The organism is Novosphingobium nitrogenifigens DSM 19370 (assembly GCF_000192575.1).
Lineage (GTDB): Bacteria > Pseudomonadota > Alphaproteobacteria > Sphingomonadales > Sphingomonadaceae > Novosphingobium > Novosphingobium nitrogenifigens.
Window position 1 is genome coordinate 364,978 of record NZ_GL876935.1, and the last position, 22,661, is coordinate 387,638.

A 22,661-nucleotide genomic window follows, 5' to 3' on the forward strand; every position below is an offset into this window, starting at 1 on the left:
GCCTTCGGTGAAGGCGACGCACAAGACCTTTGCCGGGATGATGGACCGCGCCTTACGACAGGCGCGTGTCTTCTATTTCTGCGGCGCAGACGAAGCCGGAGCCAGCGACGCGGCCGCTCGCGTGATCGAACGCCTCGGTCCAGCCGAAAAGGTCGAGATGACCGGCGCCGAACTCAGGCGCGATCCCGTCCGGCTCGCGGACGAGGCCCGCTCGACATCGCTGTTCGGCGACCATCGCATCATCATCATCACCATGTCCGGCGACGAGGCCTACGAAGCGATCTCGACCCTGATCGCCGATCCCGTTCCCGGCTGGCCGGTGCTGGCCATCGCCGGCGGCGCCACCGACAAATCGCGGATCGCAAAACTGCTGGCCGACCGCGACGACGCCCTGGTGACGGTTTTCCACCCGCCCGACTTGCGTGCCGTTGCCGAAATGGTGCGCACGCTCGGCGATACCGCCGGACTTCGCCTCAACTCCGGCCTTGCTGAACAGATCGCGCTTGCAACCGGCCTCGACACACGCATGGCACGCAGCGAGATCGAAAAGCTGGTTCTTTATCTCGACGCTGCGCCTGAATCCCCGCGCGCGCCGACGCCTGCGGATCTCGCCGCGATCGGCGCCGCGACCGAGGACGACAGCATTGCCCCGCTGATCAACGCCGCCCTTGGCGGGCAAACCAAGCAGGTCGGACACGAACTGGCCCGCGTGACGGCGCAGGACGTCAACGGTGTAGCCCTGCTGCTGGCGTTCGAACGGCGCGTGGTCACCCTGTTCCAGCTTGCCGGACGCCTCGGGACACGCACCGACATCAGCGCTTTCCTCGAAGGCGAAATCCAGGCTCGCCGCGTCTTCTTTCGCGACAAGGCCGACCTTGCCCAGCAACTCGGGCGGTGGCGCGGCGCCCGCCTCGAACGTCTGGCCCAGCGCCTGATCGCGCTTCACCGCGCCATGCTGACGGACAACCGCCTGTCGGGCCTGCGCCTCGCCCATGAAGTCGTCGAAGTCGTTCGCGCAGCCGCACGTTGAAATAGCGGCATAATTTCCACCAAATAAGTTTTAATACCCAAGGTCCGTCACGTTGTCGTGACAAGCCCCAGACGTTAGCCTTTTACACATCGAGGCGCACAAACGTGCGCCATGCATTGGGCTGGGCACAATTGCCGATGACTTCGAAATCCGGTGATATTGTCGGCATTCAATACTTGCGCGGCCTCGCCGCCATTGCCGTTGTCATCGACCATACCGTCAGCATGGCGACGTTCCCCAAATACTTTAACGTCCCGCATGCCAGTGCCCTCGCGTCCTACGGCATGCTTGGCGTCAACCTTTTCTTCGTCATCAGTGGCTTCATCATCGCCTACACGTCACTCGAATTTCGCGACGGACGGTATGCCGCGAAAATCACCGTTCCTGCATTTTCCGAGAAGCGCTTCTTCCGCATTGTACCGGTGATGTGGGCCGCCATTGCGCTTTACATGCTGGGCCGGTTCGTGGGCAGAGACTTCACGCTCAACACCACGTATCTCAATGCCTTCCTGCTTCTGCCGTTCGGCAACGTCGAACCGAACCAGATCTGGACCCTGCGGCAGGAACTGTTCTTCTATATCATGTTCGCCATATCTTTCCTGCGCCCTCGGCAAGCGCCATGGCTGATCGGGCTATGGGGCCTCTCCCCCTTGCTTTACGCCATTGTCGCCGGCCCGCGTCCGTCGATCGACGCCGCCCATCAATTCCTGTGGCTGGCGACGTTCCCGATGAACATCACCTTCCTCGTCGGCCTCGCGATCGGACTGCTACACCTGCGCCTGGACGGGAATGCGACAATACGTGTCGGACACTTCGCCTTCCCCCTCGCTATTGCCATGATGGCGATCCTTTGGGGCATCGGCTTCGCGTTCGACCTCCATGTAGACGACCTCCGCTCCGCCCTTTTCACATCCCTGATCTGTGGCCCGATCGTCCTTGTCGCCACCCGACTGGATTGCCCCGGCGGCATTCTCGACCGTTTCGGCAGGCTTCTGGGAAAAGCCTCATTCGCGATCTACCTGTTCCATCCGCATGCAGCATCGGCCTCGCTCGGCATTCTTGCACGCCTGCTTCACCGCACGCATTTCGCACCGGCAGCAACGATATCCACTCTGATTGCCGTACTCGCCGGCATCCTCGCCCACTACTGCATCGAGGAACCGGTTCACAAGGCTTGCCGCAGACTCGCCTCAAGGATGCGCGGGCGCACCTCCAACCGCCTTGCGGAAACCATCGTCGAAAGCCAGCTGTCGGCCACGCCGACGCTCACCGGGCTTGGAAAAACCGTCTCTATTTCGCACCGAAATACATGACCCCCAAGACCCCAGCATCCGGACAGCCATCCTTTCACCCCCTTTAACCACCAATATAAGACAGACACTTACAAGACACCGCCCCAAGAATCGGTAGACGAATTCACACTCGACTCCATCGACAGGAACTGCCTCAAAATCGCACACGCTTTCCGAAAGTGGTCGCAAGCAAGACAGGCTGATTGAAATACGGGTCGAAATGCGCGACAAAAGCCACCGTTGAAGAGGATTGCGACGAACAGAAGCTTGCCTTAGCTCCAATTTGGTCGTATTTTTTGCAATGCAGCATAATGCTGTTACGAATTAGCTGCGCATTAACAAAGACTTTTGCGTCCGACCACTCAATTTGCTGCACATGCTGGTTGGCACCCGGATGGGAGTCCGGGATCGAGGGGAAACATGACGACAACCGCACTGGATCGCGTAACGCCTCCTCGGAGCAGCAGCACTGGCGGTGAGCGATTTAAATTGCCCCTGGCCCCATCACTCGAGCGCCGACGCCTTCAGTGCTACCTTCTCCTGATGGTGCTCGACATGCTCTGCATCATAGGGACAGAAATTGCAGTCGGCTATTTCACCTTCGGACGGTTCCTGTCGCCCGCCACCCTCGATCAGGTTGAATTGCTGATCCCCGTGTACTGGACGATCGCCGCCAACACCGGCACGTATTCATCCCGGGCCCTGACCTCCCTCCGTTTCAGCCAGTCCCGCGCGGTGGCTTCAGTCTTCATCTCGCTGATGGTTATGATTTTTCTGGCCTTTTTTCTGCGCACCGGCATGGCGACATCACGTGTGTGGACGCTCGGAAGCACTCTGGCCAATGCAGTCACGTTGTCATGGCTACGCTCGTTTGTGCAGCCCCATTTCCGCAATCGTTGCGGACCAACGGCGGAAAACGTGCTTATTTTCAACGATGGCGGCCCTCCGCTCCGCATCGCCCACGCCTGGCATATCGACACAACGGAACACGGCCTCCGGCCCGACCGCTTCGACCCGCATATGCTCGACCGCCTCGGCCTGTTCATGACCAATATGGATCGCGTCCTGGTCAGCTGCCCACCGGAACGGCGCAGCGATTGGGCGCTGGTATTCAAAGGCTCGAATATCTCCGGTGAAATCGTCGAACCTGACGTTGCAACACTCGGCGCCATCGGTGCACGCCGCGGCCTGGACTTCGGCGCCTTGGTGGTATCGGCTGGCCCCTTGAATTTGCGGGACCGTGCACTCAAGCGACTGATGGACATCGCCATCGCAGGGACTGCGCTTGCGGCCCTTGCCCCCCTCCTCATCCTCATCGCCCTTGCGATCCGCATCCAGGATGGTGGCCCGGTCTTTTTCATGCAGCAACGGCAGGGACGCAACAACCGCCTGTTCTGGATCTACAAGTTCCGCTCCATGCGTGTCGAAAAACTCGATGCTACCGGCAGCCGCTCTGCAAGCAAGGATGATGAACGCATCACTCCGGTCGGGCGCTTCATTCGACGCACGAGCATTGATGAAATGCCCCAGTTGATCAACGTCCTGCGCGGCGACATGAGCATCGTGGGGCCCCGCCCCCATGCCATCGGCTCTCTCGCAGGCACCAAGCGTTTCTGGGAAGTGGATTCCCGGTACCTGCTTCGCCATTCGCTCAAGCCCGGATTGACCGGCCTTGCGCAAATCCGCGGGTACCGTGGCGCGACCGACACGGAACACGATCTTGCCATCCGGCTTCAGGCCGATCTCGAGTATGTCGATGGCTGGACGATCTGGCGCGATCTTCACATCATGGTGGCGACGCTGCGCGTGCTCGTCCACGATCGCGCCTTTTAAAGGCGCGATCGCCCATTTCTTGCGAATTCTTGCAAGAATTCTCCACCCAGCGCCAGCCGCGCGTTCATTCCCCACCTCCGCTCAAAATCCCGTAACTCGTCGAATTACCAGTCGAATACGCGCGCTTTCCAGAAATAACCAAGTTCAGCGCATGCACTTGCCAAATTCATGAATGCAACGGTTACCATTTTGAGCGGAACTCGAGAAATTCATCGGGAACACATGCAACGACCTTCGGCGGACACGACGCAAGTTCGCAGCTGCGGAGCCAAATTACTGTTCTGAAATGATTTTTATGCGGCGACAGCGCAGGCACAAAACAAGCATTACGCCGTTGCAGTATTTCTCCTTAGTTGTTATACGTACCTGACGTGCCGAATCAGGAGAAACACATGCTTCGCATTAAGACCGCTCTGACTGCCGCCGCTGTGCTCGGCCTTCTGGTGTCCGGCTCTGCCAACGCCGACACCGTTGCCAGCTCGGCCCTGCCCCACGCCACCGGCGTGAAGGCGACCAAGGTTGCCCGTCGCGCTCCGCGCACGACCGGCGTTGCCAGCCATAGCGATGCTCTGGTCGGTGGTGTTGCTGGCGTTGCCGGCGGCGCGCTGATTGTCGGGCTTTGCTATGCCTCGAACATCTGCGAAAACGGAACAACCACGATCACTCAGTACGTTTCGCCGCACGGCTGAGACTGGCGCACGTTTTGAAAAGGGAGCTCGTGAAATTTTTCACGAGCTCTTTTTTTGTCTCTCCTGCACAGCCATGGACGGACACGGCTGGACAGACTTGAACTTGATAGTATCCTCCCATCAGCAAGACTTGATACGATCAAGATCTGCGCCAGTCAGACTGGGGCATGCAACGTTTGACACGATGTGCCTCAAACTCCACGCAATAGCGCAGAGATAACCGGCAAGTCTTTCAAGCGAAACTTCGAAAAGTGTGGATAGGGCCGTCCACAATATTGTTACGTGACACTTACCGGGGTGTAGCAAGCAACGCATGGCGACCAGTTCGGACGAAATCCGCAGCGGCGAAGATCGTCGCAGACATCATTTCGATCACAATCGGCGTTCACGCAGCCGCCCACGCGAACTCTTCGATTACCGCCCACGGCCAGGCGTTGCGATCGTCATGGCCATGCTTGCAGTCACGCTCGTCCTGGGCGGTGGCGGCACCGTCAGCCCGGAAACCGAAGTCCCGACCCAAATTCTGCTCGCGGTCCTGCTTCTCCTGCTTACTCTCGTGCCGGATTGGTCCCGCGGACTTGTCCGCGCGCCGGCGAGTGCCTGGCTTCTGGCCGGCATTGCCCTTGTCATTCCCGTCATGCAACTCGTTCCGCTCCCCCCTGCGATCTGGCATGCGCTGCCGGGACGATCGACTGAAATCGCGGCACTTTCCCTGATCGGAGCTGCTGACAACTGGATGCCGCTGACCATGGTGCCGACACGGACGTTCGCGTCCCTGTTGACCATGATGGCCATGGCCACGCTGTTTTTGGAGTTCACGCGCCTCGACCGTAACGGACGCACGGCCTTGTGCCTCGTCATTGCCCTTGTCAGCATCCCTGCCGTCATCCTGGGCGCCTTGCAGATCACGTCGCTCGGCGGATTTGGCTGGTCGCTCTATGCCGATGCAAACAAAGGCTGGGTGGTGGGCTTCCAGGGCAACCGCAATGCAACGACCGACTTCTTCCAGGTCGCGATTCTTGCGTGCGGTGTCGTTGCCGCGGCCCTGATCGAGGAACGTCGTCCGAAAATCGCCGTTCTGGGATCCACGGCGATCGTGGTCGCGGTCCTGACCATCAGCGTTCTTTTGACCGGCTCCCGCACCGGGATCGGCCTGTTCCCCGAGACTTTTCTCTTCCTGGCCCTGATTCTCTGGCCCGACTTCGCCCCGGCCACGAAAAAAGGTCGCATGGCTCTGGCTTTCGCCACTTGCGCGGGCCTTGTCGTTATCGGCGCGCTTCTCGTCCAGACGGCCTCGATCGACCGCGTCATCGCGCGTTTCGATACGCCGACGGAAGGCCGATGGGACATCTGGAAGGATACCTTGTCCGCGACGGCCAAGGTGTGGCCTGCCGGGGGCGGCATCAGCAGCTTTGTCCCGCTCTATGAAGCGTCCGAACGGCTCGAGGTCCTGATCCCGGCCTTGCCGATCCGCGCGCATAACGACTGGCTCGAATGGCTTCTCGAAGCCGGCCTTCCCGGCGCGTTCGCTCTTGCAGCAACCGTCGCTATCGTCGCATGGCTCGGTGTCCGCAGCACCAGGACGGCCATGTTCCGCACGCCGGACAAGCTCCATCGGGCACAAGTTCTCTTCGCACTGGGGACGTTGCTGCACATCGGCTTGCATGCAATGCTGGACTATCCGATGCGAAGTCTAACCCTTGTTGCACTGATCGTCGCGGGAGTGGCTCTACTCACCCCACTTTCACTTCCTGATCACGAAAAAACTTGAGATGAGAGGATGGGGGTTCTTCCGATTGTGCAAAGCAGCAAGAAATGGCAGTCAAGCAGTGGGCGGCGTTTTTCGTCGCAGCATTGGCTGGCACGCAGTCGGGTGCCGTTCCAGTGACGGCGCAGGAAATCATGGCAACCAGCAGTGAGTAAGCGAATGAAGTCTTCCCATCTCCTTGTTGCCTTGTCCGCAGGCCTTATGCTTTCGGGCTGCGCGGGCAAACTCTATGACCACCTGCCTACGGGAGCGGCCGCCTATCGTATCGCTCCATCGATTGACCAGGCTGTCAGCCCGACCAAATACACGATCAATCCCGGCGACGAATTGAGCTTTGCCGTCTTCGACGAACCCGATCTTGCCATCCCCAAGGTGGTGGTCGACGATGCCGGCAATGTGCAGTTGCCGCTGGTCGGGTCGGTTCACGTCGCGGAGCTCTCGCCCGCCGAGGCAAGCCATGAAATCAGCCTGCTTTATGGCAAGCGCTATCTCAAGGACCCGCAGGTCACACTCAGCGTCACAACGCCGGTTCCGCACATGGCCTCGGTCGAAGGCGAAGTGAATCAGGCCGGCGCCTTCGTCATTGGCCAGGACACCACCCTGCTCAGCGTCATCGCCATGGCCCACAGCACGACCAAGATCGCCTCGCTCACAGAAGTCGTCATCTTCAGGACGCGGGACGGACAGCGAATGGCAGGCCGGTTCAATCTCAGCCGGATCCGCGCCGGTATCGACCCCGACCCCCAGATCCTGGCAGGCGACGACGTGGTGGTCGGTCTGTCGCACGGAAAGTCGCTCTATCGCGACTTCATCCAGGCAGCGCCGCTCTTCAACGTTTTCTACCGGCTCTAATTTCGGACGGTCCCGTGCAGACAAAGAACACTCTCCCATCGTCCGAATTCGACGCCGCTCGCATGGTGGCTCTCGATCGATCGAACCTTCATGGCGAAAGCGAAGAAGCCGGATTCGACGTCCGCCTTCTCCTCGCGATCATCCGCGGCAACTCGATCCTCATCACGACGATCATTCTGGGCTCCCTCGCCATCGCAATCGTCATGACCATGTTGACGACACCGCGCTACACGGCGTCAACCACAGTCCAGATCGACAACCAGACCGCTCAGGTTCTCGGCAAGGCCGCCAACGAGGACACCAATTCCTCGGATACGACCTCTGCAGGCGATACCGAACGCTTCCTGCAGACGCAGATGGACATCCTCAACAGCCGGGCCCTCGCGACACGCGTCGCCGAGCGGCTCAACCTCGTCGGCAACCCGGCGTTCTACGCCGCGATGGGTGCACGCGCTCCGGCCCCGGGCAAGGCACGCCGCAAGCTCGAGGAAGAGACGCTAAGGCTCTTGCTGAACAACGAAACCGGCGCCCTTCCCCGCAATTCGCGTCTTGCCACGATCACCTTTACCGCCACCGACCCCGGAATGGCGGCCAAGATCGCGAACACCTGGGCCCAGGAATTCATTCAGGCCAATCTCCAGCGTCGGTACGACAGCTCCGCCTATGCCCGCGACTTCATTTCGGGGCAGCTCGCCGAGGCGAAAGCCAAGCTCGAAAAGTCGGAACGCGATCTCAACGGATACGCGCGTGCGGCAGGTCTCATCAAGACCCGCGACCCGGGCAATTCCGGCGACGGGGAAGCAGGCACGACTCCGAATTCGGTGACCATGGCCAGCCTGCTGCAGCAGAATGCGGCCGCCAATGCGGCAGAACAGAACCGCATCCTCGCCGAACAGCGCTGGCAGTCGGTCTCGCGCAGCAATCTTCTGACTGCTCCCGAAGTCCTCACCAATCCGACCATCAGCTCCCTGATGATCGAACGCGCCAAAGTCGCTGCGGACCTGCAAAGCGAACGCTCGCGCCATCTCGAGGACTATCCCAGCGTCCAGAAGCTGAAAGCACAGGAAGCCACGATCAATCACCAGATCAACGATGTGGCAAAGAGCGTTCGTGATTCGATCAAGCAACAATACGATGCCGCGATGAATGCGGAGCAGAGCCTCAAGCAGCAGGTTACCGACCTCAAGGGCGCCTCGCTTGCAGAGCAGGATCGTTCGGTCGAATACAACCTGCTTGCACGCGATGCCGACACCAACCGGTCGCTTTATGAGAACCTGCTCCAGCGCTACAAGGAATTGAGCGCGGCGGCAGGCATCACTGCCAGCAACATCTCGATCATCGACACCGCCGACAATCCGATCGAACCGAGCGCTCCCAAACTGATGCGCAACCTCGCGATTGCGTTCCTTGCCGGCGTCGTCCTTGCCGCACTGGTCGTCACGGTTCGCCATCAGACCGACGACTCGGTTCGCGTCCCCGAGGACATCGAACGCAAGCTCGGCGTGCCGCTGCTGGGAGTCATCCCTGTCACGAACGAGGAGGTCCCGCTTGCCGAACTGCAGGACCCCAAGTCGCCGTTCAGCGAAGGCTACCACTCGCTGCGCAACTCCCTCATGTTCTCGACCCCGCACGGCTTGCCCAAGACGCTGCTGGTCACGAGCTCCCAGCCTGCGGAAGGGAAGTCGACCAGCAGCTTTGCCATCGCTCAAGGCATTGCCAAGCTCGGTCGGTCGGTCGTCCTGATCGACGTCGACATGCGCCGCCCGTCGCTCCACGGCGCGCTCGGCACGGCCAACAAAATCGGCCTGTCCAGCCTGCTGACGCGCCAGCACCAGATTGTCGAGGCGCTGGTGCCGACGCCGATCGAGAATCTGACCGCCATGACGTCGGGCCCAATCCCGCCGAGCCCGACCGACCTGCTCAGCTCCGAAGTCATGAAGGAACTGCTGCACGACCTGTCGGAACGTTTCGACGTGGTGGTTCTCGACAGCCCGCCGGTTCTGGGCCTTGCCGACGCGCCGCTTTTGTCCACCATGGTGGAAGGCGTCGTGATGATCATTCAGGCAGATCGTGGCCGCCGCGGTTCGCTCAAGTCCTCGCTGCATCGCTTGCGCGGGATCAAGGCCAACATTCTGGGCGGTGTGCTCACCATGTTCGACGCGTCGAAGGCGACCAACCGCTACTCCGAGTACTATGGCTACGATTACTATCAGTATCGGGAAAGCGAGAAGGCCTGATCCGTGTCGGCAGAGGACACCGGTACCGAGGTCTCGTCGCGTCGCCGTCGCAGCCGCTCTGCGGCACGCGGCGGCGCCCGATCGGGCAAAAGTCATGCAAGGGTACGCGGCATCGCCCTGCCTCGCCTGACACGCTCCCCAGCCGCCCTTGCGGGAGCACTGGGGATTGGGGTCTATATCCTCGCAGCCTTGGCAAGCGGCACCGACCGTCTTGCCGAACAGCATCCGGGCATGCCCAGTCTCATCGGCTGGCCCTATGACTACGGTGCCGCGGTTCAACGCAGCCGTTTTACCATGGCCGCCAAGGATTATACCGGAACGTCTGCCCTGCTTGCACGAGCACTGCGCAGCGCGCCGGTCGATCAATTCATCATCGGCGCCCTGGGCCGCATGCAACTGGCTGCAGGAGAGACGGACAAGGCCAGTCGCACATTCGCCGTTTCGGCCGCACTGGGCTGGCGTGACGGCGGAACGCAGATCTACTGGCTGCAAAAGGGAATCGAGGTCGGCGATTTTCAGGCCGCCGTCCTGCGTGCGGACTCCTTCCTTCGTCAGGCCGATGACGAGACCGGCCGCAATCAGGTCGTCGACAGCCTTTCCGATTACGAGGAAGGTCGCGACGCGCTGGCCGAGCGCATACGCGCAACCCACCCTTTATGGGCGAACCAGTTCACCTATCACATTGACGCGCTCCCCCCGGAAAAGCTGGCCGATCGCGCGGACATCATCCGACGCGCCGGTCCCGGGATCTGGTCATGCAAGGACACCTGGTCGCTGATTTCCCGTCTGGTCGATGCCGGCTATCTCGACGAGGCGGCCACCGTTCGCAAGATGAGCTGCGGCGCGTCACCAGGCATCGTGCATGATCCCGATTTTGCGCTGATCAACCTTGACAGTCCCAACAGCTCACTCGACTGGAACGTTCCCCATCGCGGAGACGTCAACATCCAGAGCGACCGGGAAGCCAATGGCCATCCCCTGCTCCGCTTCACTGTCAGCAGTCCCTCGACGCTCGAGATTCTCGCGCAACGAATTCTCGTTGGATCAGGAACATATCGGATCAGCTGGCGAAGCCCCGGGACCTCTTCGGCAACTTTGCGCAAGATGAGCGTTTCGCTCGATTGCGCCAGTGACCTCAGCGATGCAAACCCCGGCCAACCCGCGCCTTCCGGCGCATATGCCGTCACGACGACGTTCGACGGAAGCTGCCCGGCGCCGGTTCTCGCATTCTGGCTTTCACCGAACCAGCAGGCGACGATCACCGATGTCCATGTGAGTTTTCTCGGCCACTGACCCGATCGGACCTGCAATGCCATGAACGCGCATTGCAGGTCATTCCGTCCGCGCAGGCCTCAGGAGGCGAAGCGAGGCTCCCGCTGCCAGGCGGAGGCCTTTTCCGAAGCGATGCTGCGCAATTCCGCTTCGAATGCCGCCAGAATGGCACGCCGGCTCCACCGCTCCTCGGCCCGCTTGCGTGCGGCGACCCCATAGCGATCGCGCGCGGCAGGATCATCGAGCAGATCAACGATCGCCGCCGCCATGGCATCGACATCGCCGGGCTCGGTAACAAGCCCGCACCCTTCGACTTCCTCTGCCAGACCAGTGCCCGATGCGGCCGTTGCAACGACCGGGCGACCCGATGCCAGCATGTTCGTCAACTTCGAGGGGAGGACCAGATCGGCCGCCCCTGCAAGCTGCGGCAAGAGATGAACGGTTGCCAGCCCGAGCAGTTCGCTGAGCTGCTCCCGGGGCTGGAGCGGTTCGAAGCGGACATTGTCCAGCCCCCGCGCCGCTTCGACAAGATCCTTGAGCAAAGCCCCGTCACCCGCGATCACGAACGTCAGGTCGCGACGATGCTGCAGCGCGCGCGCAACATCGATCAGGATCTCGATCCCCTGCTTGTTGCCGATATTCCCGGAATACAGGGCGACATGGTCGGTCTTGATCCCGAAATGCTGCCGATAGGACGAGGTGCGCGTCAGCGGACGTATCGTGTCGATTTCCGCCCAGTTGCGGAATTCGTAAACCCGTTCCGAGGGAACGCCGTACGAACGCACTTTTGCGCACATCTGCGGCGAAATCGAACTGACCCGGCTTCCCCCCAGATTCCATCGCTCGAACCGGTGCGCAAGCTTTGCGAGCAAGCCCGTCGGACGCAGGAGTCCGGTGGCGAATGCGGCTTCCACCTCGAAATCCTGAATGTGCAGCCAGTACCGCGCCTTGTACAAACGGGCGACGGCCCGCGCGACCACTGCCGAAATCAACGAAGGGGCGACACAGACCACGACATCCGGACGGGCCTGGAACCCTTGTTTCAAAGCAGTAGGCAATGCGCGCAACGCAAAGCTGGCATGATGGATCAGGCGCTTGAGACCGCTGGGCCTGGCCGGGACATAAATCGGCAGCCGGATGATGGTCACGCCATGCTCTCGCGAGGCCAGCGCCCCACCCTCGCGGTGGTCGTCAATCACCCGCCACTGGGGATAATAGGCCTTGCCCGAAATGACGGTGACGTCATGGCCTGCCTCGGCAAGAAACTGTGCCGTCCCCGCGCTGTAGGGACCGATCCCCACCGGTTCGGGGGCGTAGTTCAGACCGATCAGCAGCACTTTCATCGAGAAGCTATCCTAAATCAAGTTGATGCCGGCCAGACCGACGGCGCGCTTCAAACTGCGCGAAAGTCCGCCTGATGATCGAGGAACCAACGATACGTCTCTTGCAGACCCGCCGCGAGATCGATCCGGGCCGTCCATCCCATGCCCGCCAGTCGCGCGACATCCATGAGCTTGCGTGGCGCACCGTCCGGCTTGGTCGGGTCGGTGGCGATGTCCCCTTCATAACCGACAACGCCTGCGACGATCCGGGCCAGTTCGAGGATCGAGACATCCTCGCCGCAGCCGACGTTGACGTGACTGAGCATCGGCTTCGTGTTCGCCTGGTAGACGTCCTTCGGAAGGTCGAAAACGAACAGCGAAGCATCTGCCATATCGTCGACGTGGAGGAATTCGCGCCGGGGCGTGCCGCTCCCCCAGATCGTCACCACCGGATCGCCCGCAACTTTCGCTTCGTGGAAACGACGCATGAGCGCTGGAATAACGTGACTGTTTTCCGGATGGAAATTGTCACCGGGCCCATAAAGGTTTGTCGGCATCACACTGCGATAATCGACACCGTGCTGCCGGTTATAGCTTTCGCACAGCTTGATCCCGGCAATCTTGGCGATCGCATAAGGCTCGTTGGTCGGCTCGAGCGTGCCAGTGAGAAGAGCATCTTCCCGCATCGGCTGGGGCGCCTCGCGAGGATAGATGCACGACGACCCGAGTTGCAGCAATCGCTGCACGCCGTTCGCAAAGGCCTGATGAATGACATTACATTCGATCATCAGGTTCTGATAAATGAAGTCGGCAGGATAAGTGTTGTTGGCGTGGATTCCGCCCACCTTTGCAGCCGCGAGGATGACGGCGTCGGGCCGTTCCTGCGCAAAGAAGGCTGCAACCGCACCCTGGTCGGCAAGGTCGAGTTCGGCATGCGTGCGCACCACCGTCTCCACGCCTCGCTCGGCCAGCTTGCGCACGATGGCGCCTCCGACCATGCCGCGATGTCCGGCAACGAAAACCCGCATCGGCTCAGCCTTCGATGGCCACGGGCAAATCGTACCCATGCGCCTTCAGCAAGGCATGTCGCTTGGCTTCCTTGAGATCGGCAGCGACCATTTCCGCACACATTTCCTGCGCGCTGATCTGGGGCACCCAGCCGAGCCTTTCCTTCGCACGAGTGGGATCCCCGAGCAGGGTCTCGACTTCGGCGGGACGGAAATACCGCGGATCGATACGGACGATGACATCTCCCGCCACCACACCGGGCGCATCGTCACCCGTGACGCTTTCGACGATCCCGACCTCGTCCACACCCTCGCCTGAAAAGCTGAGCGTGATACCGAGGTGCCGGGCCGACCACATGATGAATTCGCGCACCGATTGCTGGACGCCGGTCGCGATCACGAAGTCCTCGGGATGATCCTGCTGCAGCATCATCCACTGCATGCGGACGTAGTCCCGGGCATGTCCCCAGTCGCGCAGGGAATCGATGTTGCCCATGTAAAGGCAGGATTCCAAACCCTGGGCAATATTCGATAGCCCCCGGGTAATCTTGCGCGTGACGAACGTTTCGCCTCTGCGCGGACTTTCATGATTGAAGAGAATTCCGTTACACGCATACATACCGTATGCTTCACGATAATTGACCGTGATCCAATAGGCGTAGAGCTTGGCCACGGCATAAGGCGAACGAGGATGGAACGGGGTGGTTTCCCGCTGCGGCACTTCCTGAACCAGTCCGTAAAGCTCGGACGTGGAGGCCTGATAAAAGCGGGTCTTCTTTTCCAGGCCGAGAAAACGGATCGCCTCGAGCAAACGCAGCGTGCCGATCCCGTCAACGTCGGCCGTGTATTCCGGAGCCTCGAAACTGACCGCAACATGGCTTTGCGCGCCAAGGTTGTAGATCTCGTCGGGCTGAATTTCCTGAATGATGCGGGTCAGGTTCGACGTGTCCGACAAGTCCCCGTAATGCAACTTGAGATCGGGACGGACTTCGTGAGGATCCTGATAGATATGATCGATACGCTGTGTGTTGAACAGCGAGGCACGGCGCTTGATGCCATGCACTTCATATCCTTTTTCCAAAAGGAATTCGGCGAGATAGGACCCGTCCTGGCCCGTGACACCCGTAATCAGGGCAACCTTGCGATCAGCCAAGTGAAACTCCCGATACAACAAAGACAAGAACCGGATAATGAAAATCCACACCAGTTATTGCCGAAATCCCCACAAAAATGCGACCCCCGCCGTATTGAGTGCCCGCACGTGCAAGTCAAACCCCAAGAACAGACATCATTACTTTGAATTTTTCGAACGGCACCACGACAATCATGGGCGCCGTTCATCGCATTCCGTAGCGCCGTTTGAGCGCAAGGGCTCAAAATTGTCAATACGACGCCCCATCTTCAGCAGGGTTTGACGCAACATTTCGTCAATCCGTATAATTCCTTAAACCATAAATTTTCATTTAGCATCAGAATGATGGAGCAGGATCACCCGAAACATTCAGTCGACGCGTCAACCTCGATATTCTCTTTTCGCACCTGCACAATCGATATGCTGCACATGAACATCACCCTTGACCGCCCCGCCCTTGCGCCATTACCCAACCCAAATTCTCGTTTTGCGGTTTATCCGAACAGCAGTTGCAAGAAAAAAACACGGACGAGCTTCAACAGGCAAAGTGCGGAGATGCGAACGATGCTGCGGTCATCCAACAAGTTAACGGCACGATAACATCGTGAGAATCCTCGACATCATCGCGAGCCTCGATCCGGCCGGCGGCGGTCCGGTCAATACCGCCCGGACCATGACCCGCATCTGGCGCGACATGGGACATCAGGTCGACGTCCTGACGCTGGATTCTCCGGCAGCCCCCTATCTCAGCCCGGACCTGTCCCCGATACCGTCCGGACGCCTCGGAGATCCGAACAAGGGCAAGGGACTTTCCCCACTGTTCGACCGCTTTGGATATTCCCCACAGACCGTCGGGAAAATTCGCTCGATTGCAGGCGACTACGACGTGGCCTTGCTGCACGGCCTGTGGAATTACGCCAGCCTTGCCACCCGCATCGCCCTGACCGGTGGAAAGCTGCCCTATCTGGTCTTTGCCCACGGCATGCTCGACCCCTGGCATCGGAGCGCCTATCCGATGAAGGACCGAATCAAGCAGGCTATCTGGCCCTTCGCCGAAGGCGCCCTGCTCAATGGAGCCAAGGCCGTCTTCTTCACCACCGAGGCCGAACGCAGGCTCGCCGAGGGGAGCTATCGCCCCTATCGCCTCAACGGCGAAGTGATCGGCTATGGTTGCCAGGGCCCCGGCGACGATGCGCAGGCTGAGCGGGAGGCCTTTTTCACCCGCTTCCCCCACCTTCGCGATCGGCGCTTTCTTCTCTTCATCAGCCGCATCCACCCCAAGAAAGGATGCGACACCCTGCTCAAGGCCTACGCCGCGACCCGCGCCCAACTGGGCGACGTCGATCTCGTTTTTGCGGGCCCGGACCAGATCGGCTGGCAGGCAGAGCTTCAGGCTCTTTCCCGGGAGCTCGAGATCGCCGACCACGTCCACTGGCTGGGTATGATCTCCGGTCCGGTCAAATGGGGCGCCTACCGCGCGGCCGAGGCCTTCGCCCTTCCCTCGCACGGAGAAAACTTCGGCATGGTCGTGGCAGAGGCCATGGCCTGCGGCACTCCGGTCATTGTCAGCGACAAGGTCAACCTGTGCGACGAGATCCTTCGCCAGTCCTGCGGCATCGTCGTCCCCCAGGATCTCGAAAGCACAGCCGGCGCCCTTGCCCGGTTTGCAGCAATGTCACAGGAAGAGCGCGACGCGATGGGCCGCGCGGCAGCGCAATGCTACGCCGAAAATTACGAGGTGCGCGCAGCAGCCGCCCGCATCCTCGCACGTATGGAACACCACGCCGGAATCGGGCCCCAATGAAGGGCGCCATGATGCGCACGAAGCTTGACAACGCGCCCACCACATCCAAACCCGTTGCACGTTATCGCGTGGGGAGCACCGTACCTTGCTGACAATGCCGAAACACGTGGCGATCTATGTCGGCATCATCGCGTTTTTCTCGCTCATCCAACTGGTGATGGGCGCCAATGTCTTTGTTCTGGCCGCGATCGACCTGGTCGCACTGACCGGCGTCATCCCCCTTCGCCACAGGACCTTCGACCCGATCGACACCCTGCTCTTTTCCCTATCCCTTTATTACGGCACGTTTTCCCTGATCCTCAAGACGGTGGTCGGTCAGCCGGTGCAGAGGAACCTGCTCGTAGCGACGACAAGCTTGAGTCTGCTGGTCATCGGATTTGGCCTTATCACCAGCGCCTATTTTCTGGTCTCCACCCTGCTGACGCGCCACTATCCCGGAACACGCCTGCGTCGGTGGAATGTTCTCGAGCAGACCTTTTCCGATCAGCAGTTTCTCGAACGCTTCACTGTTCCGGTCATGCTGTTTTCACTGGCGCTCTGTGTCGTCAACGCGATGGTTTCGGCAACCGCCTCTGATCTGAGCAGCGGCGCCGGCGATTCCGGTTTCGGCGGATTGGGCAATTTCGTTCCGATCATCCAGCTTGCCTTCGCGATGCAACTCTCGCTCGTCTTGCGTCGGGGAGCACGCAAGGACTGGTTCTGGATCTCCACGGCGACGGCAGTCCTGTTCGTGCTCGCAATCGTCAACAACCAGAAGGCAACCTTCCTTATTGTCGTTGCGACAATCCTGATCAATGGCATCGCCTATCGCGTGAAAGTGCGCCCCCGCGTCATCGCCGCAGTCGTGGTCGTTGCCGCCATCTCGTTCCTCTACCTCTCCCCGGCGATTTACATCGTACGAGGCATGCAAGTCAGCAAACTCGAACGCATCGGCCTAACCTTCTCCGTCCTGGCAGAAGCCGACTTCAATCCGATCCGCCTCTATGAGTTGCAAGACAAGATCACAAATCCCGGCGGGGCGCACTCGCACGCGGCTGACGTCGACTACCTCTCTCCGCACGACTATCACACCGACCGCTTCACCCTGCTGATGCCGGTCGACAACATGGCGCGCGAAGGCACCCGCAAGCCAATCGGCGTGGGCACTTACCTCAGCCTTCTGATCAAGACGATACTTCCATCCGCAATCATCGGACAGCACTCCGACACCTCACTGGGCGAACTGATCGCCTGGCGGTTCGGCATTACCCAGACGGGCAACCACGCGCGCCTTGTCCTTGGCATTCTCGGAACAGCCTATGGCACAGGCGGACCATTCGGCCTCCTCATCTTGGCACCTTTGTTCTGCCTGATCCTGTTCGCCATTCTGAAACTGTCTTGCAACGGCAGCATCTGGCAAAACCCGTGGGCGATATTCGTTGCCTCGCGCGTGTTTTTCTATGGGGAAGCGGATATCAGCACCTTGGCCGAAGTCATCCGCGGCTTCTTGCCCATCGTGCTGTTCGCCTACGGACTGACACTCCTGCACAAGCGGAAACGCCCCTCCACCTCACCCTCGACAATGCCGCTCGCCACCTGAGCAGGCGGCCTCTGCAAGATCAGGCGCATGCCCGGAACAGGCGGCTTTCGATCGAATGCCCCCACCCGCATGACCGCCTGACAAAGCCGCGCCCGATCACAACGGCAATGCCGTTGAGCTCACCGAGCCGGACGCAAGGCGAACTTGCTCCACCCCTGCCCAACCGACACGATGCCCAACCGACACCGGCGCTCCCGCGTCAAGCACGAGCGAGGCGCGAGGCAACCTTGCGCCCGACACGGATCAAAGGCTGCTCGACCGCTGCGGCGACCACAGCCCCCACAACAAGGGCAAGCGCATAGGACGCCACGAACGTCCACAGGAATGACGGCCCGGCGAACCGGGTGACAAAGCCGGACGCGGCATGAATGCACAGCACGTGGATGAGGTAGATCGCATAAGTCAGCTTTCCCGCCTCCACGAGCGGGCGCCATGACGGCACCCGCCGCAAGGTCTGGTCAGGATTGCCCCACATGCTGCCGATCAACAACGCACCCAAGGCCGAAACCCCGAGAGTCAAGAACCACATCGGCCAGAAAATCGAAGCAAGATAGAAAAGGCCGAGCAGCCCTGCGCTCACCCCGCCAATCTGCCCGAGCCAGCGACTAAACCGGTCGAAACGCGCAAACATCGCCAGCAGGGATTCGAAGGTGGGGCCGAAATAACCACGCACACCCTCAATCACGTTCGGGTCCCCGGCAATGACATGGGGCAAGTAGAACAGCCCCTATAGACAAGGACGTACAACAACAAGGCTCACCACTGCCGCCAACGGGGAAATGCCATGAGCCAAGGGATAGCATGCCGGAGCTGCGCCCCCTCCGTCATGTTGCAGTGCCAATAGAATCAGCCCGTAAAGAGCAATGGTCAACGCATAAAGCGGCACGATACGAAAGAACCGGCGACTGTAGAATGCGGTAAGGTTCACATGCCCTTTTGCCTCACGCTCCTGCGACATCAGGGGCGTGATCAACCAACTGCTCCATTCAGGAACCATGCCACCCCGAAATGTGGTTAAATAGCGTAAAGATAACGCAAATCGCACGCAGCCCATCAAGTTCCGGTCTGTATTTCCGCGGGATAGACACCTGCGCCCCATCACTCATCATTTCAAACCGCCACTCGTGAAAAAAGCCACCTGTTACAAATCGATGCGAAATCGGCCCCGAGAAACAACTGCAGACAACGCATCAACGCGTGACACTACCACAATATTCCGCCATCTATCGATCAAACCAACGCAAATGCAAAAAATTTCCTCGCACCTGCGTGAATTTCTGGCTCAAACCGCTTCAATCCATTATCCTCTCACCAAGAGATACACCAGATGGATTCAGGAAAGATTCATGAGAGAACAACCCTTTCACGACCAATGACATGGCAATGAATAATTCATTACAATCATGTTTACCATTTTCACTGCAGCAATTCCGCTTAAATCGGCAAAAATAATTTCCATTTGGCGAGATAGAAGATTTTCGATTAGGAAATCAATTCGGCTGAACGAAATCCCAGGACGTCAATCTACGTAAAAACACTGATCAGGATCGATCGAAAGAGCCATGAAAAATCGCCTCAAGGAACTCGACTGCCTCAGATTCGTCGCTGCTTTTCTCGTCGTCCTGTCCCATGTCTTGGGAAATTACACAGACAAAGACTTCCACCTGGAATCCGTTTTTTTTGACGGCGGCATCGCGGTCCTGATCTTTTTTGTCCTGAGCGGTTACATCATAACCCGCCTTCTTTGTGCCGAGTTAGGGGCAACCGGAACGCTCGATCTCAAGGCGTTCTATATCCGCCGGGCACTGAGAATCTGGCCCGCTTCGTATTCCTACATCGCCCTTTCCGTTTTGCTCGGGGTCGTGGGTTTCGCATCGATTCACCCGACGCAAGCGCTGATCGCAGCAATGCATGTGTGGAACTATTACGCCCTCCTGATGCCGTCAGACGTGATCGATCAGGGCCGCGCGGTCTTTGCTCATTTCTGGTCGCTCGCACTTGAAGAGCAATTCTATTGGATCTGGCCCGCAGCCTTGCTTCTTCTCCGAAATCGTGTCGGAGTTGTTCTTGCAGCGATCGTATTGCTGCTCCCGTTGGAGCGGGTCGCGATCTATTTCGCTTTTCCGTCGCAACGCGGCACCATGGGGGAAATGTTCCACGCCGGAGCCGACCCCATTGCGCTCGGGGCGCTTCTCAGCCTGAATGAGGCCCGTCTCCGACCGTGGCTCGATCGGCTCAACACGCCCCTCTTTTTCGCCAATCTGGCATTTCTGCTGCTCGCGTGTCCGCTGCTCCAGTTCTTCCTTAAGGGTCTGTGGGGTGCGACTTATGGACGCACGATCGAGGCGCTTTCAGCGGGAATCCTGATCCTGGGTCTTGCCAATGGAGCCGGCGGATGGTTCGCGGCATTACTGCGCACACCTCCCCTGCAATTCGGAGGCAGGATTTCCTATAGCCTCTATATCTGGCAGCAATTGTTCACGTTGCCGCTTTCGATCTTCGTCATGCCGCCATTGCAGGCCGTCGTGTTCTCGTGCCTTGCTGCCACGGCAAGTTACTTCATCATCGAAAAGCCGTTCCTGCATCTCAAAGACCGTTTTTCGGTAAACCCAAAACTCACGCGCGGCGCTGTCGCTGCAACGCAACAATAACGGCAAGGACAGCACGGATGCCTCAAGAGCAAGTCCTGAACCGCAATCTCGCCGCACTGACAGGCGTGCGTTTTCTGGCGGCGAGTGCTGTATTGATGTTCCATTTCGGCGCGGGATTCGCCCATCGGATCCACGCGCCGGAGGTCATGGTTCACATCCTGACCAACGGTTATCTGGGCGTCCCGCTGTTCTTCGTGCTGTCCGGGTTCATCATCACCTATTCCCATTTCGATGAAGCCTTCACCACCGGCAGGACCGCGCATTTCATGCTGGCGCGAGTGGCCCGTATCTATCCGGTCTACCTGCTCTCGCTGCTGCTGATGCTGCCGGTTCTGGCGACACCACTGTCGCCCATCGATGCTGTATCCGTCCTGACCATGACACAGGCATGGACACCTCCGGCCAGCGGCCATGGCTATACCTGGGTCATGCAGGCCTGGACTCTCTCGATCGAGGCCGTGTTCTACCTGCTTTTCCCATTGGTCTGGCCGCTCCTGCGACGATTGCCGATCGCCGCGATCCATGGCCTGGCGCTGCTCAGCATGGTGATCATCGTCGTGTTCGGAACTCCGTCGATTTCCCCCGGCGTAAAAATGGTGCCGCTGCTCGGCGCCGATACCCGAGTGTGGATCCCGATCCTGCGCATGCCCGAATTCGCGCTGGGCATGACGCTTTGCGCCATCTTCGTGCGGTGCGATCGCACGCGCGCGATCCTGCGTGGAACCGCCGTCGAAATCGTCCTTGCGCTCGCGATACTGATCGTCATGGCCAAGGCCGACACCATGCAGACAAAGGCCCTGTTCGCTCCTCTGGCCGGACTCCTGCTGTTCGCTCTGGCCAATGGTGAAGGCGCCCTCACCCGTCTTCTCGCCACACGTCCGATGATCCTGCTCGGCGGCGCAAGCTATGCGCTCTACATCCTTCAGGGGCCGGTTCGCGCGCTGTGCGCCGCGATCATCCATCCCCCTCTCGATCAGTTCGCCAGCCCCATCGTCACGCTCGGCGCCGCGATCCTGGCGTTCCTTTTCGTCGAGCAACCGGCACGTCGTGCCATACTTGCTCCGTTCAGGAAACGCCGCCCATGACGCCTGCGCCGCAGACCGCCCCGCAACGGGAAAAGAACCATATTGTCGCACTCGATGGCTATCGGGGCATTGCCGCGCTTTTCGTCGCCGCCATGCACAGCCTCGAGTCCTTTACCGACCGACCGATGCTCGCCAACGCGTTCATGGCCGTCGACTTCTTCTTCATGTTGAGCGGCCTCGTGATCGCATTGTCCTATCAGGACAAGCTCGTCTCGGGAGCCATCGGCTGGCGTCGCTTTGCTGCACTACGCCTTGTTCGCCTCTACCCGATGATGGCGGTCGGCGCGGTACTGGGCATTGCATGGCGCCTCTATGAGGGAAGGATCGGCCACGGGGCTCTGTTGGGCGGTGCCGTCTTCGCGTTGCTGCTGCTTCCCCTGCCCCGTATCGGAGCCGGTTCATCGGGCGGAAACTCCTATCCGATCAACGGCCCGGCGTGGTCGCTGACCCACGAACTGCTGGTCAACATGCTGTTCTGTGCCACCGCCAGGTACTTTCGCGGGCGCACCCTTCTTGTCATTGTCCTCGTCATGGCGGCGATCGACATCGGTTACGGCTTCTGGGCAGGGAGCTACAAGGCCTCGGTCGGCTGGACCGACCAGCCCCAGGCCTTCGTCAAGACACTCGCTCCCTTTTCCATCGGCGTGCTGATCTGGCTGAAACTCGGGAAGCGCAAGGTCCACTCCAACATTCTGCCGATGATGGGCGCAGTCCTGTTGTCGGTTGCAATGACATTGCCGTACGATCGGCTCGACTACCAAACCTTGTGCATTTTCGGGATCTTCCCGGCAGTCATCGTTCTTGGCTTGTGCCGGATCGACTGGCCATGGCTCGAGCGGACCTTTGCCTGGCTGGGCGAGATTTCATTTCCGCTCTACGCGATCAATCAGCCGATCACGTTCTTCTTTGCGGCCATGCTTCACAAACTGTCGCTGACCGCTTTGCCGCTTGCCCTCGCGGTGTCGGCAAACCTTGCCCTCGGGATTGCTCTTACCATGCTGCTCAGCCGCAGGTTCGACATTCCCGTCCGCGCGATGCTGCGTCGTCGAATGGCCGCCGCACGCTGAACCCGATACCGCCTATCCCGTCCCGCCTGTCTGGAGTTCGA

Annotated in this window: 17 protein-coding genes; 13 read left to right on the forward strand and 4 right to left on the reverse strand. The window is 59.9% G+C overall.

Translation table 11 applies throughout. From position 1 onward, the window contains the following. Positions 1-7 precede the first annotated feature (7 nt). The 8 genes from holA to Y88_RS17910 all read left to right on the forward strand — a co-directional run bounded on the left by holA (position 8) and on the right by Y88_RS17910 (position 10,994). Entirely contained in the window at positions 8-1,030 is a 1,023-nt protein-coding gene (gene holA, locus Y88_RS17875) for a DNA polymerase III subunit delta (protein WP_008071806.1), read from the forward strand. 104 nt (positions 1,031-1,134) lie between these two features. Beyond that, on the forward strand, positions 1,135-2,343 hold the full coding sequence (locus tag Y88_RS17880; RefSeq protein WP_008071808.1) for an acyltransferase family protein: 1,209 nt from the start codon (positions 1,135-1,137) through the stop codon (positions 2,341-2,343). 522 nt (positions 2,344-2,865) lie between these two features. Then, a complete protein-coding gene (locus tag Y88_RS17885) occupies positions 2,866-4,155 on the forward strand; it encodes an exopolysaccharide biosynthesis polyprenyl glycosylphosphotransferase (protein WP_008071809.1) in 1,290 nt (429 codons plus the stop codon). A gap of 392 nt (positions 4,156-4,547) precedes the next feature. Beyond that, complete coding sequence (locus Y88_RS17890; protein WP_018075559.1) at positions 4,548-4,844, forward strand: hypothetical protein; 297 nt, start codon at positions 4,548-4,550, stop codon at positions 4,842-4,844. A 445-nt stretch (positions 4,845-5,289) separates the two neighbouring features. Next, the gene (locus Y88_RS17895; RefSeq protein ID WP_232281137.1) at positions 5,290-6,615 is read left to right on the forward strand and encodes an O-antigen ligase family protein; all 1,326 of its coding nucleotides are present in this window, start codon (positions 5,290-5,292) and stop codon (positions 6,613-6,615) included. 156 nt (positions 6,616-6,771) lie between these two features. Then, positions 6,772-7,464 carry a polysaccharide biosynthesis/export family protein gene (locus Y88_RS17900; protein WP_008071815.1) on the forward strand — a complete coding sequence of 231 codons (693 nt, stop codon included), beginning with the start codon at positions 6,772-6,774 and terminating at the stop codon, positions 7,462-7,464. A 62-nt stretch (positions 7,465-7,526) separates the two neighbouring features. Continuing rightward, positions 7,527-9,701 carry a GumC family protein gene (locus tag Y88_RS17905; RefSeq protein WP_018075556.1) on the forward strand — a complete coding sequence of 725 codons (2,175 nt, stop codon included), beginning with the start codon at positions 7,527-7,529 and terminating at the stop codon, positions 9,699-9,701. A gap of 3 nt (positions 9,702-9,704) precedes the next feature. Further along, positions 9,705-10,994 carry a hypothetical protein gene (locus Y88_RS17910; RefSeq protein ID WP_008071820.1) on the forward strand — a complete coding sequence of 430 codons (1,290 nt, stop codon included), beginning with the start codon at positions 9,705-9,707 and terminating at the stop codon, positions 10,992-10,994. Positions 10,995-11,053: 59 nt separating this feature from the next. On the opposite strand, the gene Y88_RS17915 is transcribed toward Y88_RS17910, so the two are convergent. From Y88_RS17915 to gmd, 3 genes are read right to left on the reverse strand one after another with little or no spacing between them, the layout of a single operon-like run. Then, a complete protein-coding gene (locus tag Y88_RS17915; protein WP_008071821.1) occupies positions 11,054-12,316 on the reverse strand; it encodes a WcaI family glycosyltransferase in 1,263 nt (420 codons plus the stop codon). 50 nt (positions 12,317-12,366) lie between these two features. After that, a complete protein-coding gene (gene fcl / locus Y88_RS17920; RefSeq protein WP_008071823.1) occupies positions 12,367-13,323 on the reverse strand; it encodes a GDP-L-fucose synthase in 957 nt (318 codons plus the stop codon). Between the two features lie 4 nt (positions 13,324-13,327). Beyond that, a complete protein-coding gene (gene gmd, locus Y88_RS17925; RefSeq protein WP_008071825.1) occupies positions 13,328-14,455 on the reverse strand; it encodes a GDP-mannose 4,6-dehydratase in 1,128 nt (375 codons plus the stop codon). Positions 14,456-15,038: 583 nt separating this feature from the next. Here gmd and Y88_RS17930 point away from each other — a divergent pair. Further along, complete coding sequence (locus Y88_RS17930; RefSeq protein WP_008071827.1) at positions 15,039-16,238, forward strand: glycosyltransferase; 1,200 nt, start codon at positions 15,039-15,041, stop codon at positions 16,236-16,238. Between the two features lie 106 nt (positions 16,239-16,344). Then, positions 16,345-17,817, forward strand: a complete 1,473-nt coding sequence (locus Y88_RS17935; protein WP_008071828.1) for a hypothetical protein — start codon at positions 16,345-16,347, stop codon at positions 17,815-17,817. Positions 17,818-18,016: 199 nt separating this feature from the next. Here the strand turns inward: Y88_RS17935 and Y88_RS17940 are convergent, their stop codons facing one another. After that, a complete protein-coding gene (locus tag Y88_RS17940) occupies positions 18,017-18,490 on the reverse strand; it encodes an acyltransferase family protein (protein WP_018075553.1) in 474 nt (157 codons plus the stop codon). A gap of 889 nt (positions 18,491-19,379) precedes the next feature. Here Y88_RS17940 and Y88_RS17945 point away from each other — a divergent pair. Genes Y88_RS17945 through Y88_RS17955 form a run of 3 tightly spaced genes read left to right on the forward strand, consistent with a single transcriptional unit; the run spans position 19,380 to position 22,620 of the window. Next, entirely contained in the window at positions 19,380-20,468 is a 1,089-nt protein-coding gene (locus tag Y88_RS17945; RefSeq protein WP_008071830.1) for an acyltransferase family protein, read from the forward strand. A 17-nt stretch (positions 20,469-20,485) separates the two neighbouring features. Then, entirely contained in the window at positions 20,486-21,553 is a 1,068-nt protein-coding gene (locus Y88_RS17950; RefSeq protein ID WP_008071831.1) for an acyltransferase family protein, read from the forward strand. Beyond that, positions 21,550-22,620 (forward strand): acyltransferase family protein, encoded by a 1,071-nt coding sequence (locus Y88_RS17955; RefSeq protein WP_008071839.1) that lies wholly within the window; start codon positions 21,550-21,552, stop codon positions 22,618-22,620. The genes Y88_RS17950 and Y88_RS17955 overlap by 4 nt, the downstream gene beginning before the upstream one ends. Positions 22,621-22,661 lie beyond the last annotated feature (41 nt).

Coding starts and splice junctions, on each gene's coding strand:
- Y88_RS17885 (WP_008071809.1), top strand. CDS start 2,866: ATGGTGCTCGACATGCTCTGCATCATAGGGACAGAAATTGCAGTCGGC.
- Y88_RS17890 (WP_018075559.1), top strand. CDS start 4,548: ATGCTTCGCATTAAGACCGCTCTGACTGCCGCCGCTGTGCTCGGCCTT.
- Y88_RS17895 (WP_232281137.1), top strand. CDS start 5,290: ATGGCCATGCTTGCAGTCACGCTCGTCCTGGGCGGTGGCGGCACCGTC.
- Y88_RS17900 (WP_008071815.1), top strand. CDS start 6,772: ATGAAGTCTTCCCATCTCCTTGTTGCCTTGTCCGCAGGCCTTATGCTT.
- Y88_RS17905 (WP_018075556.1), top strand. CDS start 7,527: ATGGTGGCTCTCGATCGATCGAACCTTCATGGCGAAAGCGAAGAAGCC.
- Y88_RS17915 (WP_008071821.1), bottom strand. CDS start 12,316: ATGAAAGTGCTGCTGATCGGTCTGAACTACGCCCCCGAACCGGTGGGG.
- fcl (WP_008071823.1), bottom strand. CDS start 13,323: ATGCGGGTTTTCGTTGCCGGACATCGCGGCATGGTCGGAGGCGCCATC.
- Y88_RS17945 (WP_008071830.1), top strand. CDS start 19,380: ATGAAAAATCGCCTCAAGGAACTCGACTGCCTCAGATTCGTCGCTGCT.
- Y88_RS17950 (WP_008071831.1), top strand. CDS start 20,486: ATGCCTCAAGAGCAAGTCCTGAACCGCAATCTCGCCGCACTGACAGGC.
- Y88_RS17955 (WP_008071839.1), top strand. CDS start 21,550: ATGACGCCTGCGCCGCAGACCGCCCCGCAACGGGAAAAGAACCATATT.